15 protein-coding genes are annotated in these 16,441 nt (G+C 61.6%); 5 read left to right on the forward strand and 10 right to left on the reverse strand.

Annotated features, from left to right (window positions below):
* Positions 1 to 37: 37 nt before the first annotated feature.
* Both LMH93_RS13115 and LMH93_RS13120 read left to right on the forward strand, forming a co-directional pair.
* Complete coding sequence (locus tag LMH93_RS13115; RefSeq protein WP_004374879.1) at positions 38 to 451, forward strand: VOC family protein; 414 nt, start codon at positions 38 to 40, stop codon at positions 449 to 451.
* Between the two features lie 158 nt (positions 452 to 609).
* On the forward strand, positions 610 to 1,926 hold the full coding sequence (locus tag LMH93_RS13120) for a cation:dicarboxylate symporter family transporter (RefSeq protein ID WP_230065291.1): 1,317 nt from the start codon (positions 610 to 612) through the stop codon (positions 1,924 to 1,926).
* A gap of 202 nt (positions 1,927 to 2,128) precedes the next feature.
* On the opposite strand, the gene LMH93_RS13125 is transcribed toward LMH93_RS13120, so the two are convergent.
* The 8 genes from LMH93_RS13125 to LMH93_RS13160 all read right to left on the reverse strand — a co-directional run bounded on the left by LMH93_RS13125 (position 2,129) and on the right by LMH93_RS13160 (position 11,782).
* A complete protein-coding gene (locus tag LMH93_RS13125; RefSeq protein WP_004577556.1) occupies positions 2,129 to 2,851 on the reverse strand; it encodes a DUF4198 domain-containing protein in 723 nt (240 codons plus the stop codon).
* Between the two features lie 14 nt (positions 2,852 to 2,865).
* On the reverse strand, positions 2,866 to 4,956 hold the full coding sequence (locus LMH93_RS13130) for a TonB-dependent siderophore receptor (protein ID WP_279912953.1): 2,091 nt from the start codon (positions 4,954 to 4,956) through the stop codon (positions 2,866 to 2,868).
* A gap of 180 nt (positions 4,957 to 5,136) precedes the next feature.
* Complete coding sequence (thrS, locus tag LMH93_RS13135) at positions 5,137 to 7,128, reverse strand: threonine--tRNA ligase (RefSeq protein WP_108190777.1); 1,992 nt, start codon at positions 7,126 to 7,128, stop codon at positions 5,137 to 5,139.
* Positions 7,129 to 7,168: 40 nt separating this feature from the next.
* Positions 7,169 to 7,759: a 6-pyruvoyl trahydropterin synthase family protein gene (locus LMH93_RS13140; RefSeq protein WP_230065292.1), complete on the reverse strand. Its 591-nt coding sequence runs from the start codon at positions 7,757 to 7,759 to the stop codon at positions 7,169 to 7,171.
* Positions 7,753 to 9,162 carry a cysteine--tRNA ligase gene (cysS, locus tag LMH93_RS13145; protein WP_185279297.1) on the reverse strand — a complete coding sequence of 470 codons (1,410 nt, stop codon included), beginning with the start codon at positions 9,160 to 9,162 and terminating at the stop codon, positions 7,753 to 7,755. The genes LMH93_RS13140 and cysS overlap by 7 nt, the downstream gene beginning before the upstream one ends.
* Entirely contained in the window at positions 9,155 to 10,066 is a 912-nt protein-coding gene (gene folE2 / locus LMH93_RS13150) for a GTP cyclohydrolase FolE2 (protein ID WP_108190780.1), read from the reverse strand. Before folE2 ends, cysS begins: the two co-directional genes overlap by 8 nt.
* A 50-nt stretch (positions 10,067 to 10,116) precedes the next feature.
* Positions 10,117 to 11,334: a zinc metallochaperone GTPase ZigA gene (gene zigA, locus LMH93_RS13155; RefSeq protein WP_230065293.1), complete on the reverse strand. Its 1,218-nt coding sequence runs from the start codon at positions 11,332 to 11,334 to the stop codon at positions 10,117 to 10,119.
* Between the two features lie 46 nt (positions 11,335 to 11,380).
* Positions 11,381 to 11,782 carry a Fur family transcriptional regulator gene (locus LMH93_RS13160; RefSeq protein ID WP_020190656.1) on the reverse strand — a complete coding sequence of 134 codons (402 nt, stop codon included), beginning with the start codon at positions 11,780 to 11,782 and terminating at the stop codon, positions 11,381 to 11,383.
* Positions 11,783 to 11,911: 129 nt separating this feature from the next.
* Between LMH93_RS13160 and LMH93_RS13165 the strand changes: the two genes are divergently transcribed.
* Positions 11,912 to 13,078, forward strand: a complete 1,167-nt coding sequence (locus tag LMH93_RS13165; RefSeq protein WP_230065294.1) for an N-acetylmuramoyl-L-alanine amidase — start codon at positions 11,912 to 11,914, stop codon at positions 13,076 to 13,078.
* A 52-nt stretch (positions 13,079 to 13,130) separates the two neighbouring features.
* On the opposite strand, the gene hemB is transcribed toward LMH93_RS13165, so the two are convergent.
* Together hemB and LMH93_RS13175 are read right to left on the reverse strand one after the other, a co-directional pair.
* Positions 13,131 to 14,141 (reverse strand): porphobilinogen synthase, encoded by a 1,011-nt coding sequence (hemB, locus tag LMH93_RS13170; RefSeq protein WP_230065295.1) that lies wholly within the window; start codon positions 14,139 to 14,141, stop codon positions 13,131 to 13,133.
* 5 nt (positions 14,142 to 14,146) lie between these two features.
* Positions 14,147 to 14,581, reverse strand: coding sequence for a DUF4440 domain-containing protein (locus LMH93_RS13175; RefSeq protein WP_230065296.1), 435 nt, complete (start codon positions 14,579 to 14,581; stop codon positions 14,147 to 14,149).
* Between the two features lie 97 nt (positions 14,582 to 14,678).
* On the opposite strand from LMH93_RS13175, the gene hisI reads away from it, so the two are divergent.
* A complete protein-coding gene (gene hisI, locus LMH93_RS13180) occupies positions 14,679 to 15,092 on the forward strand; it encodes a phosphoribosyl-AMP cyclohydrolase (protein ID WP_230065297.1) in 414 nt (137 codons plus the stop codon).
* Positions 15,089 to 16,435: a dihydroorotase gene (locus LMH93_RS13185; RefSeq protein ID WP_230065298.1), complete on the forward strand. Its 1,347-nt coding sequence runs from the start codon at positions 15,089 to 15,091 to the stop codon at positions 16,433 to 16,435. The genes hisI and LMH93_RS13185 overlap by 4 nt, the downstream gene beginning before the upstream one ends.
* The last annotated feature ends 6 nt before the right edge of the window (positions 16,436 to 16,441 follow it).

The raw sequence follows: 16,441 nt of genomic DNA on the forward strand, positions 1-16,441 counted from the left end.
TCCCCAAAAGTTCTATCACGAAGCAAAGAGGTTAGTTATGAAATCGTTATTTCATGTTTCGTACCACGTCACAGATCTCGAAACGTCTCGTAACTTCTACGGTAACATTCTCGGCTGCAAAGAAGGCCGTACGAGTGAAACTTATGTGGATTACGATTTCTTCGGTCATCAGATTTCGCTTCACAAAGGTGTTCCTTTTCCGACTACCCGTACCGGTAAAGTCGGCGACCATGAAGTGCTGATGCCGCATATCGGCTTGGTGCTGCATCTGGATGACTGGTTCGCGATGGCAGACCGCCTGGCGCTTCATGGCGTGCAGTTCGACATACCGCCGGTTGTACGATTCCCGGGCCAACCTGGGGAGCAGCGAACGATGTTTTTCCTGGACCCCAGTGGCAACCCGATCGAGATCAAAGGGTTCAAGGACTTTGAAGGTGTATTTGCCAGCTGATTGGCATAAACCTTCGGGACGCGCCTCCCGCTTTGTCTGCGTGAGATAAGAGGCGTGTATCGATGAGTGGCCACTCAATAAAAATAACAGGCTCCAACGATGTGTTTGGCATTTTTGCCGGCCAATGTACAGTCCAAATTATAATAACTGGAGGACGTATGGCGAAGACTAGTCTGGTGACTAGAATTATTGTAGGTCTTGTGCTCGGGGTTGTAGTGGGGGCACTTCTCAATTTCTTTCCCGAGCACAAAGCCTGGATAATCAGCAGCTTTTTGCAACCCGTCGGCGATATTTTCATCAAGATGATGAAGATGATTGTCATACCCCTTGTATTCGCGTGCATGGTCGGCGCGATTGCAGGCAATGGTGATAGCAAGGCGATAGGGCGGGTAGGGGTGAAAGCCTTGTTCTACTTCTTTGTCGTGACCAGCATCGCAATTGTGTGTGGCCTGCTGGTTGGCAATCTTGCGCAGCCAGGCGTAGGTGCCAACTTGACGACGCTGACAAACACCCAATCGCTCTCGCTTCCCTCTACCTCGGAGAGCACAGGGTTTGCTCAAGTCATCCTCAATATCATCCCGGACAATATCGTCGGTGCAATGGCGCAAGGAAAGCTGTTGCCTGTCCTGTTCTTCTCGGTCATGTTCGGCTTTGGGCTAAGTGCTCTGGACAAAGAGAAGAAAATGCCGTTGATCGCGGTAGTCAATGCCATTTCCGCGACGATGTTCAAGGTGACGCATATCGTGATGCACTACTCACCCATCGGGATCTTTGGCCTGATCGGCGTGACGGTAGCCAACTTCGGGCTTTCCGCGTTGCTGCCTCTGGCAAAACTGATTGCCGTCACCTATGTCGCGGTCATTCTGTTCGGCGTGGTCGTGCTGGGCGGCATCGCGAAGGTTGCAGGGATCAACATCTTCGACCTGATCAAGGCGATCAAGGATGAGTTGATCCTGGCGTTCAGTACTGCCGCCTCGGCGACTGTCATGCCCCAGCTGATTGAAAAGGTCGAGGCCTACGGTGCGCCGCGTTCGATTGCTACGTTGGTTATTCCTACGGGTTATTCCTTCAATCTGGATGGCGCATCGCTGTTCGTGGGCATCGGCACGCTGTTCATCGCGCAGCTGTATGAAATTCCCCTGAGCTTGGCTGACCAGGTGATGCTGATCATCATCATGGTGCTGACCTCCAAGGGCGCAGCCGGCGTCCCGGGTGCGATGTTCGTGATCTTGACCGCTACGCTGACCAGTGCCGGTCTGCCGGTGGAAGGTATTGCATTCATCGCCGGAGTCTATCGCTTGATGGACATGCCGATCACGGCGCTGAATGTCTTGGGCAACGCACTGGCGCCTCTGGTTGTGGCGAAGTGGGAGAACCAATACCGGATGCCTGCTGCCCCGGTGGTAGCGCCCGAGGAGCGCCCGCAAGTGTTGACCTCTTCAATTAGCGCTGGGGGCTCGGCAAACGCGACCTAGTGTGTTCATCAACATGATCGCCCTGCATGTGATGTAAGTGCCCATCATGCAGGTAATCGACATGCCCATCGTGTTCGATTGCCGTGTGGCCGCAGCTGGGCTTGTGCCAATGGTCATGGTGCGGATGCTGGTTGCAGGCACTCATTCCGAACGCCTCCAACTGCCATACCTCGGCCGTCACGGCCGAGGTAGGTCGCTTATGTTACTCGTGGTGCGGCTCACCCAGGAACGTCAGTGAACTGAACAGGCTCTGCTGGGCCACGGGGCTGCCGTCTGCCATTGGCAGGGTAGCCTGGGCCGCGATGATGTTGAGTCCTTCATTGCGTACGGTGATACGTGCCCGCCCTTGCTTGTCGGTGGTGGCGCTGACCTGATGAGGGGCGCCCCGGTAATCGCCCTGCAGCGGGATATCCGCAGCCGGATTGCCATCGAGCAGTACCTGCACTTCCAGCGTCTTGCCTGGCCCGACTTGCACAGGGTCGCTCAGGGGGATAATCGCCAAACGCAGCATGTCCAGTTTCGGCAAGCGAGCACCGCGCTGGTAGATTGCCAGGCTGTACTTCAAGCTGTGGGTGGAGGCGATCGCATCCTTGACGTGGGTGCGATCCTGATTGACCCATTGCCTGTCCGGGCGCTGCGACCAAGGCCCGTTGTCCAGCAGCACGGCAAGTGCCGCAGGCGGGGTAAGTGGTTGCAGCACGGCATGATCCGCCAGGCGCCTGACCGTGACCGGGACCATGTTCCCGGCCGCGTCGAACGCCCAGGCGCGCTTGATCTTTTCCGCCTTGTAGGCGTTATCCTCGGCGCCGTGGCCGTACACGGCCTCGATATTGCCACGTCGCTCCTCGGTCCACAGACCGTGGGCGCCTGCGTTGACGCTGACCATCAGGGTCAACAGGGAAGCGACTTTCAACGATGGATGCATGATGGTTCCTCGGTTCAAAGGCTCAGGGTCAGGCTTACACTGAAGTTGCGTGGCTCCCCGGGCAGCACCCAAGCGCTGTTGTACGAGCGTTCGTAGTACTTGCGGTCGAACAGGTTGTTGAGGTTAAGGCCGACGGTGACCTGTTCGCTGGCTTTGTAGTGCGCCAACAGGTCGACCGTGCTGTAGGCGTCCAGGGTGAAGTCGCTGCCGGCCTGGCCGGAGCGTTCGCCGACGTAGTTCACCGCCGCGCCCACATCCGAGCCGCGCAGGGCACCGTCCTGGAATTCGTAAACGCCCATCAGGCTGCCGCTGTTACGGGCGATGCCGAGCAAGTCGCTGCCTTTGGGCAGGGCTGCGTCGCCTTTGGTGACCTCGGCGTCGATGTAGGCGTAGGCGCCGATCACTCGCAACGCGTCGGTCAGCTGGCCGCTGAACTGCAGGTCCAGGCCTTGGCTGCGCGCTTCGCCCGCCGCCACGCTCTCGCCAAGGGCGTCGGTGGTGATGACGTTCTCCTTGTCGATATGGAACAGGGCGATGGTCGCGCCCAGGCGGCTGTCGAGAAGGTCGAGCTTGACCCCGGTCTCGTAACCCGAGCCCTTTTCAGGCTTGTACACCTGGCCCTGGGTGCCGATGGTGTTGGGTTTGAACGAAGTGGATGCGTTGGCGAACACGCCGACTTGCGGGGTCAGTTGGTACAACACCCCGATGCGCGGTGTGGCAACGTCCTTTTCCTGGCTGTTGCTGAGACCCGTGGTGCGGTTCTGCGAGGTCTGTTCGAAGCGCTCCAGGCGTACGCCCAGCAACCCGCGCAGGCGCTCGGTGAAAGCGATCTGGTCTTGCAGGTTGATCGCGTAGCTTTCAGTGTGCTCGAAGAAGTCGTTGGCACGGGTGATGGCTGGCTTCGGCTTGCCGTATACCGGGTTGTAGATATCCAGCCCATACGCTGCGGAGGTGGCGCTTTGCGGGTACTTCTGGCTGTTGCGGTAGTTTTCGTACTCCAGCCCGACCAGGGTCTGATGCTGCCAGCCACCCAGCTCGAACTGCCCGTGCAGCTCGGCCTGGGTGATGTTGTCGTTCCATTCGAAGTCGCGTTCGCGATAGAAGCGCGTGATGGTGGTGCCCACCAGGGCCTGGGGTTCGGAGCTGTTGCCCTTGAGCGTACCCTGGGTGTAGTGGTTGGCCAGGCGCAGCGTCCAGTTGTCGTTGAGCACGTGTTCCAGCGCCACGTCGAGGGTCTGGTTGTCGTTGCGGATCTCGCCGTCATTCGGCTCGCCAAGGAAGGTCGAGCGCTTGACCGACCCCATTTCGCCGTTGACCGCCGGAATGCCGCGGTCGAACACCGACTCGGTTCGGGAGAACTCGGTGTCGATCATCAGTCGGGTGTCGGGTGACAGTTGCCAGCTCAGGGAGGGGCTGACGATACGGCGCTCGCTGCCGACATGATCGCGGAAGCTGTCGTTGTCTTCGACGGCGAGGTTGATCCGGCCCAGCAGATTCCCTTCGCTGTCCAGCGGCGAGTTGGCGTCCAGGGCGGTGCGGTAGCGGTCCCAGCTGCCTGCGCTGAGGGTGAGGGTACTGAAGGCTTCGGCCTGGGGGCGCTTGGTGACGATGTTGACCAGTCCGCCAGGGTCGCCACGGCCGTACAGGCTGGCAGCCGGGCCTTTGAGCACTTCGATGCGCTCGATGTTGGACGTGTCCGGCGAGCTGTAGCTGCCGCGGTTGATGGCGAAACCGTTCTTGTACAGCTCGCCCGTGGTGAAGCCGCGCACACTGTAGTTGAGGAAAGTCAGGCCGCCGAAGTTGTTCTGCCGCGACACGCCGCCAGCAAAGTCCAGGGCGCGGTCGATGCGGGTGGTGTTGAGGTCCTTGATCACTTGCGCGGGCACGACGTCGATACTCTGCGGCGTGTCGCGGATGTCGGTATCGGTGCGGGTGGCCGTGGCAGAGCGGTTGGCACGATAGCCTTGCACCGGCCCGTCGGCGCGCTCTTCGAGGTAGGCATCGGTGATGGAGGTTTCGTTCAGCAGCAAGGGTTGTGCCGCTGAAATCGGCTGGCCGAACAAGCCCAGCGTCAGGCCGGCCAGAAGGGGGGCACGAGGGTTCACGTAAAGTCTCCGTTTTTCACGCTATAACGTTGCATTGTTGGGTATGTACTGACTCGGGCACTGCCCACGAGCTGGAAGGGGATCACATGTTGGGTTGCGCATGTTATTAGATGTAATAACGTAACGCTAGCGGGTAATGCTGATTCACAGCTGCAAATGATTCCTGTTGAATCTGTGGTGTTATTTTGCAGGCGAGAAAACCGCCCACAGGTGCTCGATCGCCTGCCGGCGTTCAGCCGCATCCGGCGCCTCGCACTGCTGCAACAGCAGGTCGATGGCCGATTTCAGTTCGAAGCTGCCCAAGTCCTGCCCGTCGCGGTTGCGAATGGCGATGGTACGTTCTGCCTGCTCCTTGGCACCGGCAATCAACAGGAACGGGATACGTTGCAGGGTTTGCTCGCGCACCTTGTAGCCGATTTTCTCATTGCGCGTATCGGCCTCGACACGCAAACCGGCACCGCGCAACAGCTTCGCCACGTCTTGTGCATAGCCCGCGTATTGCTGGGTGATCGAGGACACCACGACCTGCACCGGCGACAGCCAGCCCGGCAGCTTGCCGGCATGGTGTTCGAGCAGGATGCCGGTGAAGCGCTCCAGCGAGCCGAACAGTGCGCTGTGCAGCATCACCGGGCGCTGACGCTGGCCGTCCTCGTCGACATACTCCAGGCCAAAACGCGCCGGCAGGTTCATATCCACCTGCAGGGTGCCGCATTGCCAGTCCCGGCCAATGGCATCGCGCAGCACGAACTCAAGCTTCGGCCCATAGAACGCGCCTTCGCCGGGGTTGACCTGACAGGCCAGTTGCATGTGGTTCAGTGCATTGATCAGCGAGCCTTCCAGCAGGTCCCATGTGGCATCGTCGCCCATGCGGTTGTTCGGCCGTGTGGACAGCTTGATACGCACATCCTCGAAGCCGAATTGGCGATAGATGTCGAGCACCATGGCCACCACCGACTGGCATTCCTGTTCCATCTGCTGTGGGGTGCAGAAGATGTGCGCGTCGTCCTGGGTGAAATGGCGCACCCGTAACAGCCCGTGCAGCGCCCCCGAGGGTTCGTAGCGGTGCACCTTGCCGAACTCGCTCATGCGGATTGGCAGGTCCCGGTAGCTCTTCAGGCCGTGCTTGTAAAGCAGCGACCCGCCGGGGCAGTTCATGGGCTTGAGCGCCAGTGCCCGGCCATCTTCGGTTTCGGTGGTGAACATGTTGTCGCGGTAGTTGTGCCAGTGGCCGGAGATTTCCCATAGGCTGCGGTCCATCACATCCGGCGTGTTGACCTCGATGTAGCCCGCGTCGTTCTGGCGACGACGCATGTAGGCGATCAGCGCCTGGAACACAGCCCAGCCCCGTGGATGCCAGAACACCGCGCCAGGCGCATCGTCTTCGAAGTGGAACAGGTCGAGCTCGCGGCCCAGCTTGCGATGATCGCGTTTTTCCGCCTCTTCGAGGCCGCGCAGGTGCTCCGCCAGCTGCCTGGCATCGGCCCAGGCGGTGCCATAGATACGTTGCAGTTGTTCGTTTCGCGCATCACCGCGCCAGTAGGCACCGGCCAGCTTGGTGAGCTTGAATGCCTTCAGCAGGCGCGTGTTCGGCACATGCGGACCGCGGCACATGTCGACGTATTCCTGATGGAAGTACAAGCCAAGGTGTGTGGCCTCCGGTAGGTCGTCGATCAAGCGCAGCTTGTAGCTTTCGTTGCGGGCACTGAACACGTCGATGGCTTCTGCGCGGCTGAGCATGCGCTTGATCACGTCGTACTCCTGGGCGATCAGTTCGCGCATGCGGCCCTCGATCGCCCCCAGGTCGGCCGGGGTGAACGGCCTTTCATAGGCGACATCGTAGTAGAAACCATCGCGAATCACTGGCCCGATGACCATCTGCGCGGTGGGGAACAGCTGTTTCAAGGCCTGCCCAAGCAGGTGGGCACAGGAGTGGCGGATGATCTCCAGGCCTTCCTCATCCTTGGGCGTGATGATCTGCAGGCTGACATCGTGGTCGATGACCTCGCAAGCATCGACCAGACGCCCGTCGAGCTTGCCGGCAACGGTGCTGCGAGCAAGGCCAGGGCCAATGGATCGTGCGACGTCCAGGACGGTGACAGGGCTGTCGAAGTGACGTTGCGACCCATCGGGCAAGGTCACGGAAAGGGCGGGGGATGGGGCGTTTTCTGGCATCTTTTCAGGCTCGGAGTTCAATAGTGTGGTCGCGGGTCGGTCAACCCAGCCCAGGCAGCTCGGTCTGCAGCATGGCGGAGTGGGCTTTGAGGTGCTCGAACAAGCCAGGGTTTGCCCAGGCCTGGGTGATGGCGGGCGAGAATTCGATGGCGTGCAGGTCGATCAGGCCCATTCGCGGGTTCTGCACGTCGGCCCGGAAACACTGGGCGTAGCCGGTCTCGGTTTCATGCACGATGACCGAGTGCAAGCCTACTTCCGCCTCGCCATTGCGCATTTCGGCCTGCGACAGCGCCGCATCGACCAGGCGGAAGAACAGGCGCGAGAACTGCTCGGCGCTGGGCGAGACCGGAACCAGTACCCAGCGTTCCGAATGCCGACGGACCGACGCCAGGTAGTCGGGATCATCACCGGACCACAGTGCGACGCAATGGTCGAAGGCGTCGATCAAGTCCCTGATGTCGCCCTTGAGCAGGCCGAAATCGTAGACCATCTGGCCGTTGTCCAGCGCGTCGGCGTGCAGGATCAGCTCGACCTTGTAGGAGTGCCCATGGATGGAGTGGGAACAGCGTCGGGTGCTGCAGCCCCGCACGATGTGGGCGTTCTCGAATTTGAACAGTTTACGGGTCAGCATGGGTGACCTGAGTTGTCGCGGCAGCTAGTGGCCTGCCGGAGGGGGCGTAGTCTTGGCCCTTGCGCGGTATCCTCGGCGGTGTAGCCAGCCTCTTCTAGTTCGCTGCGCAGTCTGTCGGCAGTGGCAAAGTCGCGGGCCTCAAGCAAACGGAGTAGCGCGGCTTGTCGTGGCGGCTCTTCAGTGTGTGGCTGCAGTGCTCGCAGTGCTGCCAGCGGTGTTTGCTGCAACAGGCCGAGTAGTGCGGCAGACTTGACCAGCCGGGCCTTGGTCTGGGCAAGGGATGTCTCATCGCTGGCGTTTTCGAGCGCCTGGCGCAGCACATGCAGGCGGGCCAAGGCTTCGGCGACGCCCAGGTCGTCCCTGAGGGCGTCAAGCAGTTGCCCGTCCGCTGCCACATCGTCGGCGCCGGGCACGTCGTCGCAGCGCGCCAGGCTGGCGTAGAAGCGGATGAGGGTCTGCACTGCGGCGCTCAGGCGCTTGGCGTTCCAGTCCATCGGGCGCCGGTAGTGGGTGGACAGCAACGCCAGTCGAATTGCTTCTCCAGGCGCCTGGCCCAGCAGGTCGCGCACCAGGCGCACGTTGCCCAGCGACTTGGACATCTTCTGCCCATCCACGGTGACGAAGCTGTTGTGCACCCAAGTGCGGCAGTACAACGTGCCGTGGGCGCAGGTGCCTTGGGCGATCTCGTTTTCATGGTGAGGGAAGATCAGGTCCTGGCCGCCTCCATGGATGTCGATGGTATGGCCCAGGTGCTGCCCGATCATCGCCGAGCACTCCACATGCCAGCCCGGTCGGCCTCTGCCCCAGGGGCTGCTCCAGCCGGGCTGGTCGGCCGTGGACGGTTTCCACAGCACGAAGTCCAGCGGATTGCGCTTGTAAGGCGCGACCTCCACGCGGGCACCCGCTAGCATGTCCTTGGTGTTACGGCCGGAGAGCTCGCCGTAGGCTGGGTAGGACGGCACGTGGAATAGCACATGGCCTTGCTCCACATAGGCATGGCCACGTTCGATGAGGGCCTCGATCAGGGCGATGATCTGCGGTATGTGCGCGGTGACGCGAGGCTCAAGGTCGGGGGAGGCCACCCCAAGTGCGGTCATGTCCGAGTGGTAAGCATCGATGAAGCGGTCAGTGATACTGGCGATGGGAACGTCTGTCGCCGCCGCCGCGGCATTGATCTTGTCGTCTACGTCGGTAAAGTTGCGGGCATACACCAGTTCTGCGTAGTCGTGGCGCAGCAGCCTGGCCAACAGGTCGAACACCACGGCCGGGCGAGCATTGCCAATGTGCGCATAGTTGTAGACCGTGGAGCCGCAGACGTACATCGTCACCTGGTCGGGCCGTGAAGTGCGCAGCACTTCCTTGCGCCGGGTCAGCGTGTTGTGCAGGTAGATCGGCTCAGTCATGCGTAGCGGCCTGCGGGGCGGACCAGGCTGAAGCATCGTGCGGGTGCAGGCTTTCCAGGTGGCGAACGTGCACTTGGCTATCGCGGTAACCGTGCAGGCTTGCCTGAATACGCCGCGCAGCGTCTTCGACGAACATCAGGTTCTGCCCGTTGAGTGCTGCGAAAGCCTGTTCGTCAGCCCGTTTTACGGCGGTCTGAACCGGCGTGCGCAAAGCGCCTTCGACGTGGTCGATCAGGGCCAGCAACCCGAGATCCGGGGCATCAGCAGGTACCGTGACGCGTACTCGAGCTTCGCTGCGTTGGCTATGTGGTGTCGCCAGCGACGCGTTGCTGCGCAGCCACTGCGCAACGGTGCTGGCTTCGAGCAGTGGCTGGTCCTTGAAGGTCCGCAGGAAGCCGTCCTCAATCAACTGCCGGGAGAGAGCGGCCGAGCACGGGCAGGTTGAGGAGTAGCCGATCCTGACCTCGATACTCAGGTTCAGCGCCCCGCCGACCTTCGTCGCGAGCACGTGAACCGGGTACGACTTCCAGCCAGAGAGGCCCTCGGTCACCAGTGCAGGGCGGCGAACCAGCAGGTCGAAATCCAGGCGCAACCTGGCATTGCGGCTTTCGCAATCCTGATGGCTGTCGATCATCTCCTGCAACAGCGCAAAGAGGCTTGCCGGCGACACCGCCGCGGCCTGCCCCCAGGCGTCCAGCAGGCGATACAGCCTGGACATGTGAATGCCTTTGACATGCGGTGCCGGCAGGTCGACCTGGACATCCGCCCGGGCGTGCAGCTCACGCTGGTAGGTCGGTTCTTGGATCCTTACCGGCAGGTCGATACCCTGCATGCCGACCCATTGCAGTGGGCTGAGGCTGGGGGCCAGGTCGGTGACGGAAACGTCGGGTAATGCTGAGCTCATCATGTATATCCAGTGGTGGGAGCCTTGCTCGTGGCAGTAAGGCGTATGAATCAGTTCCAGCCGGGGAAGGGGTTGGTCAGCTTCATCCAGCCTTCCGGTCCCTGGGCCATTTCCTCATCGGTCAGCAGGCAGGCATCGAAACGCGCCCGCAGCGCTGCCTCGTCCATTTCCATACCGATCAGCACCAGCTCCTGGCGGGCATCGCCAACGTCCTCGTGCCATTTCGACCTGATGTGCAGGACCGATTCGCTGTCGGTCGGCCAATGTTCCTCGGGAACGGCCGCCCACCAATAGCCTGCCGGGCCATGACGCGCGACGGCCCCGGCCTGGGACCAGTTGCCGGCCATGGACGGCTCGCAGGCGAGCCAGAAGTAACCCTTGGAGCGCACCACCCCAGGCCATTCGCTTTCCACCAGCGCATGGAAGCGGTCAGGGTGGAATGGTCGGCGGGCACGGTAGACGAAGCTGGCGATGCCATATTCTTCCGTTTCGGGTGTGTGGGAGCCGCGCATTTCCTGTAGCCAGCCAGGCGCTCGTGAGGCCTCGTCGAAGTCGAACAGGCCGGTGTCCAGCACGCGATCGAGCGCGACCTTGCCGAACTCGGCGATTTCGACTTTCGCCCTTGGATTGAGGGCATTGAGGATGGCCATCAGGCGATCGCGCTCTTCGCCACTGATCAGGTCGGTCTTGTTCAGTACGATGACGTCGCAGAACTCGATTTGCTCGATCAGCAGGTCGACCACGGTGCGAACGTCTTCCTCGCCCAGCGATTCACCGCGTGCCTGCAGGCTGTCGCGCGAGCTGTAGTCGCGCAGGAAATTGAAGGCATCGACCACGGTGACCATGGTGTCGAGGCGTGCCACTTCGCTGAGGCTGCGGCCATCCTCGCCTTCGAAGGTGAAGGTTTCCGCCACCGGCAGTGGCTCGGAGATGCCCGTCGATTCGATGACCAATTGGTCGAAGCGACCCTCTTTGGCTAGACGGTCCACTTCGAGCAGGAGGTCTTCGCGCAAGGTGCAGCAAATGCAGCCATTGCTCATCTCCACCAGCTTTTCGTCGGTGCGTGACAGCTCGGCGCCACCCTCGCGTATCAATGCGGCATCGATGTTCACATCGCTCATGTCGTTGACGATCACCGCGACTCGCCGGCCTTCGCGGTTGTTCAGAATATGGTTGAGCAGGGTAGTCTTGCCGGCTCCGAGGAAGCCGGAAAGTACAGTGACGGGCAGCCGCGCGGCTTCGTTGGTATGGGGGACAGGGGTGCTCATCGGGAGGCCTCATGATAAAGGGTGGTGCGCATGCGTGCGGCTCTGCTCAGTCCTCGCCTGCATCACGGCGAGTACAGGCGGCGCATTTACCGTGCAGCTCGATGACCGAGCTGCACAGCGAAAACACGTTCTGTTTCATCCAGTGCCCCAGGGCCTGGTTCAGGTGCGGTACGTTGAACTCATCGACATGGCCGCAGCTGTCGCAGATGGCGAACGCTCTGAAACCTGCTTCGCACTGGCTTGGGCAGGTGCAGCTGACATAAGCGTTCAAAGACTCCAGCCGATGAATCAACCCTTGCTCGGCCAGGTGGCCCAGCGCGCGGTAGATCTGCGTCGGCGCCCTGACACCTTCATTGCGCAGGCTGTCCAGAATGGCGTAGGCACTGAGCGGCTTGTCGGCTTGTTGAAGCGCCGTCAGGACACGTTGCTGATTGCTGGTCAGTTGCATGCAGGCCTCCTTCCGTTGGCGGGCAGTCTTCATTTTGTTCTGGATTTGAGATGTTATAAAGTAACAATAATAAAATGGCTAGCGAAATTGCCCGAGGCTTCGCTGGTTCGCAGGTCAATGGGAGTCCATATGGATCGTCGCCGAGTGCTGAAATTACTGCTTGCATGCCTGGCATTGCCGTTGCCTCTTGCGGCGCAAGCCGGGCAAGCGGTTAAACGGGTTTGGGTGAGCCGGTCGGGCAGCGTCACCACGGTGTCGCTGGAGCTGACCGGGCCGGTGGCGGCGAAGCATTTCAGCCTCGCGGCGCCACCGCGGTTGGTTCTTGATCTTCCTCAGGCCAGTCTGCAGGCGTCACTGAACGATCTCGTCCTGGACGGCACTGCCGTCACAGCCGTGCGCAGTGGCATCACCGCGTCCGGTGACTTGCGTATCGTGCTGGACCTGGCCGACTCGGCAGTGCGCGGCGAAGTCCGCTCGCTCAACACCGGGCGGCATGGCCTGGAGTGGGTACTCACTGGGCCACCGGTGGGCGTTGCGCCGGAAGTTGCCAAGCCCTTGGCGCGACAGCGCGACCTGTTGATCGTGGTCGATGCCGGGCATGGCGGCAAAGATCCCGGTGCAGTCGGGCCCAAGGGCGAGCAGGAAAAGCACGTTGCGTTACAGATCGCCAAGTTGCTGGCCAAGCGCATCGATGCACAGAAAGGCTACAAGGCACGCTTGGTACGCAGTGACGATGTCTTCATTCCGCTGCGCAAGCGCGCCGAACTCGGTCAGCGGTTGAACGCGGACTTGTTCGTGTCGGTACATGCCGATGCTGCACCGCGACTCACGGCGTCTGGGGCATCGGTGTTCGCCTTGTCGCAAGGGGGCGCGACGTCGTCGATGGCGCGCTGGATGGCGCAGCGGGAAAACGATGCAGACAGGGTCGGCGGGGGATTGCCAATCAAGCTGCGTGAGCGCGACCCGATGGTCGCCAGCGTGCTGCTGGACATGTCGATGAACTCGACGATCGCCACCAGCCTGGATCTCGGGCATCAGGTGCTCTCGCAGCTTGGGCAGGTGTCGGGCCTGCATCAAGCGCGGGTGGAACAGGCAGGTTTCGCCGTGCTCAAGTCGGCGGCAGTACCCTCGATCCTGGTCGAGACCGGTTTCATTTCCAATGCCGGAGATTGCCGGCGGTTGCATGATGCCCGTCATCAGCGCAAGGTCGCGGAGGCGATATTCGCCGGGCTGGACAGCTACTTCCGCCAGAAACCACCGGCTGGCAGCCTGATCGCGGTCAAGAGAGAGGCGTGAGCAACGCTGCATGTCCTTGCGCTTGAGCGCGGTGTCCTCTCGAACAGGCCACTCAACCCCGTTTCAGCCGCGTGGCGGCCTCCAGAGCGAAGTAAGTCAGGATGCCGTTGCACCCCGCACGTTTGAACGCCATCAATGCCTCCAGGATGACCGTGTCCGGATCCAGCCAGCCCTGATTGATCGCTGCCTTGAGCATCGAGTATTCACCGCTGACCTGGTAGGCGAATGTCGGCACGGCAAAGGTTGCCTTGACCCTTTGAATGATGTCCAGATAGGGCATGCCGGGCTTGACCATCACCATGTCGGCGCCTTCTTGCAGGTCTAGCGCTACTTCGCGCAGGGCTTCGTCGCTGTTGGCCGGGTCCATCTGGTACGTGCGCTTGTCGCCTTTGAGCGCGGCCGCCGAACCCAGCGCGTCGCGGAACGGGCCGTAGAAGCCGGACGCGTACTTGGCGGCGTAGGACATCAGACGCACATCGCTGAACCCGGCCAGGTCCAGCGCGGACCTGAGCGCGCCGATGCGCCCGTCCATCATGTCCGACGGTGCCAAGGTGTCGATGCCAGCCTGGGCCTGGACCACGGCTTGGGCCGCCAGTACCTGCAAGGTCTCGTCATTGGCCACGCGGCCTTGGCGCAGCACGCCGTCGTGGCCATGGTCGGTGTAGGGGGCCAGTGCGACGTCGCCGATCAAGCCAAGGTTGGGGAACGTGGCCTTGAGCAACCTGGCGGCGCGGCAGATCAGGTTGTCCGCGTCGAGGGCGTGGGTGCCCTCACTGTCTTTGCGCTGCACTGGAGTGGCGGGAAACAGGGCAATGGCCGGAATGCCCAGTTCGACCGCCCGGCCTACGTGATCCGGCAGTTCGGCCAGGCTGACGCGTACCTGGCCCGGCATGGCGGTGATCGCCTCGCGTGGACCTGAGCCTTCCTTGAGAAAAACCGGCCAGATCAGGTCATCGCGAGACAGGCTGTTTTCAGCGACCAGACGACGCGTCCATTCGTCAGCGCGATTACGGCGCAAACGCGTGGCCGGGAACGCGCCCGTTGAGCTCACGAAGTGGGCCATGCCTCTTATGCCTCGATGGAGGAATGGTGGCCAGTGATCAACCACTGCTGGTCGATCCGCTCGAAGGTGAACAGGAAGCGCGCTGGCACTACCCGCTGCTCGCCGTCCTCACGAAAGGCGAAGGTGTACTGGCCTCCGACGACCACGGTGCCCAGCTTGCGGCTGACGCGCTTCTTGAACAACTGGATGTCACAGACCAGCCCGTCGTTAGCGAGGAAATTCTCGAAATAGTTGCGACGGCTGTCGTCGCAGTCACGCACTTGGTTGGACAGGGTCGGAACCAGGATCGCATCAGGTGCGTACAACGCCAGCACCTGATCCACATCACGTGTGGCCACGGTCGCGGCCCAACGGTAGAGCGCCGCTTTGGCACCTGCCAGGCAGGCCAGTTCGGTGTCGGCGTAGGTTTCGATGGTCGGGTTCGGGCATGTTTCCGTCATGGCGTCTCTCCTGCGCAAGTGGAAAAGATGAACAGTAGCGGCGTAATCTGCTAAGTTGTAGGTGTTATAACATAACATTTTCCACAGGTTGTAAATCATGTTCCTTACCCTTGAGCAGGCACAGGCGGGAAGCCGCTTCGCCTTGACCGATGTGCTTGGCCACATACCCTGGAACCCCCAGGGGCTAATCCCCGCCATCATCCAGCAGCATGACAGCGGCGAAGTCCTGATGCTGGCCTGGATGAACGAAAAGGCGCTGCTGGAAACCCTCGAGACCCGGCGGGCATGCTACTGGTCACGTAGCCGTGGATGCCTGTGGCGCAAAGGCGAAAGCTCGGGGCATGTCCAGCATGTGCACGACGTGCGTCTGGACTGCGATGGCGACGCGCTGCTGTTGCTGGTGGATCAGACAGCTGTCGCCTGTCACACAGGGCGTCGCAGCTGTTTCTACAATGCGATCCAGGGTGATCAAGTGGTGGTGACGGGCAACCCCGCCGAGGTGGGCGCATGAGTCAAGTCATCATTCGCAATGCCCGCCTGGTCAATGAAGGTGCCATACAGGAGGCCGATGTACTGGTCGCCCATGGCCGTATCGAGAAAATCGGCCGCAGCATCGCGGGCGTCAATGCGCCGCTCGAAATCGACGCCCGGGGCCAATGGTTGCTCCCCGGCATGATCGACGACCAGGTTCATTTTCGTGAGCCTGGCGCTGCGCACAAGGGCACCATGGCCAGTGAGTCGCGCGCAGCAGTGGCGGGCGGTGTCACCAGCTTCATGGACATGCCCAACACCAACCCGGCCACGCTGGATCTTGCCGCCCTGCACGACAAGAAAGCCCGCGCCGCCACCACCTCGGTTGCCAACTACGGTTTTCATTTTGGCGTGAGCAAGGACAACCTCGATACCGTGGCGGCCCTCGACCCACGTGAAGTGGCGGGGGTGAAGGTATTCATGGGCGCCTCCACCGGCGACATGCTGGTGGACGACCCCAGGGTGCTGGAGCGGCTGTTCGCCAGCGTGCCGACCATCCTCCTGGCGCACTGCGAGCACACTCCGTCGATCCTGGCCAACGAAGCGCGCATACGTGAGCGCTACGGCGATTTCATTCCGCCGGCCATGCACCCGATCATTCGGGATGCCGATGCCTGCCTGCGCTCTTCGAGCCTGGCGGTGCAGCTTGCCAAGCAGTTCGGCACACGGTTGCATGTGCTGCACCTGACCACCGCCCAGGAGCTGATGCTGTTCCAGCCTAGGCCTTTGCAGGGCAAGCAGATCACCGCTGAAGTGTGCGCGCACCATCTGCTGTTCGATGATCGTGACTATGCCAGCTTGGGCCACCTGATCAAATGCAACCCTGCCATCAAAACCCGGGAAGACCGGGACGCGCTGCGTCAGGCTCTGCTGTGCGACCGCATCGATGTCATCGGTACCGATCACGCACCCCACACCTTGGCGGAAAAACAACGCCCTTATGCCTCGGCGCCATCAGGTTTGCCGTTGGTACAGCATGCACTTCCGGCACTCTTCGAGCTGGTGGAGGAGGGCGTGCTGACAGTTGCCCAACTGGTGCGCAAGACCAGCCACGCCGTCGCGGATCTGTTCGCCATTTCGGAACGCGGTTACCTGCGTGAGGGCTACTGGGCGGACATGACGCTGATCGAGCGTCTGCCCGCGCCTCGCGCTGTCAGCCTCGACCCGGTTCTGGCGCACTGTCAGTGGACGCCGTTCGTGCACCATCGTTTTCATCACCGAGTGGCCACGACACTGGTCTCCGGGCAACTGGCCTGGCATGAAGGCCGGCTGGTCGACGGCTGCCAAGGCTTGCCGCTGGCGTTCAACGCACGACGCGGTTGACCGCCA

Origin of the sequence: Pseudomonas sp. CIP-10 (assembly GCF_020911845.1) — a bacterium.
Classification (GTDB): domain Bacteria; phylum Pseudomonadota; class Gammaproteobacteria; order Pseudomonadales; family Pseudomonadaceae; genus Aquipseudomonas; species Aquipseudomonas alloputida.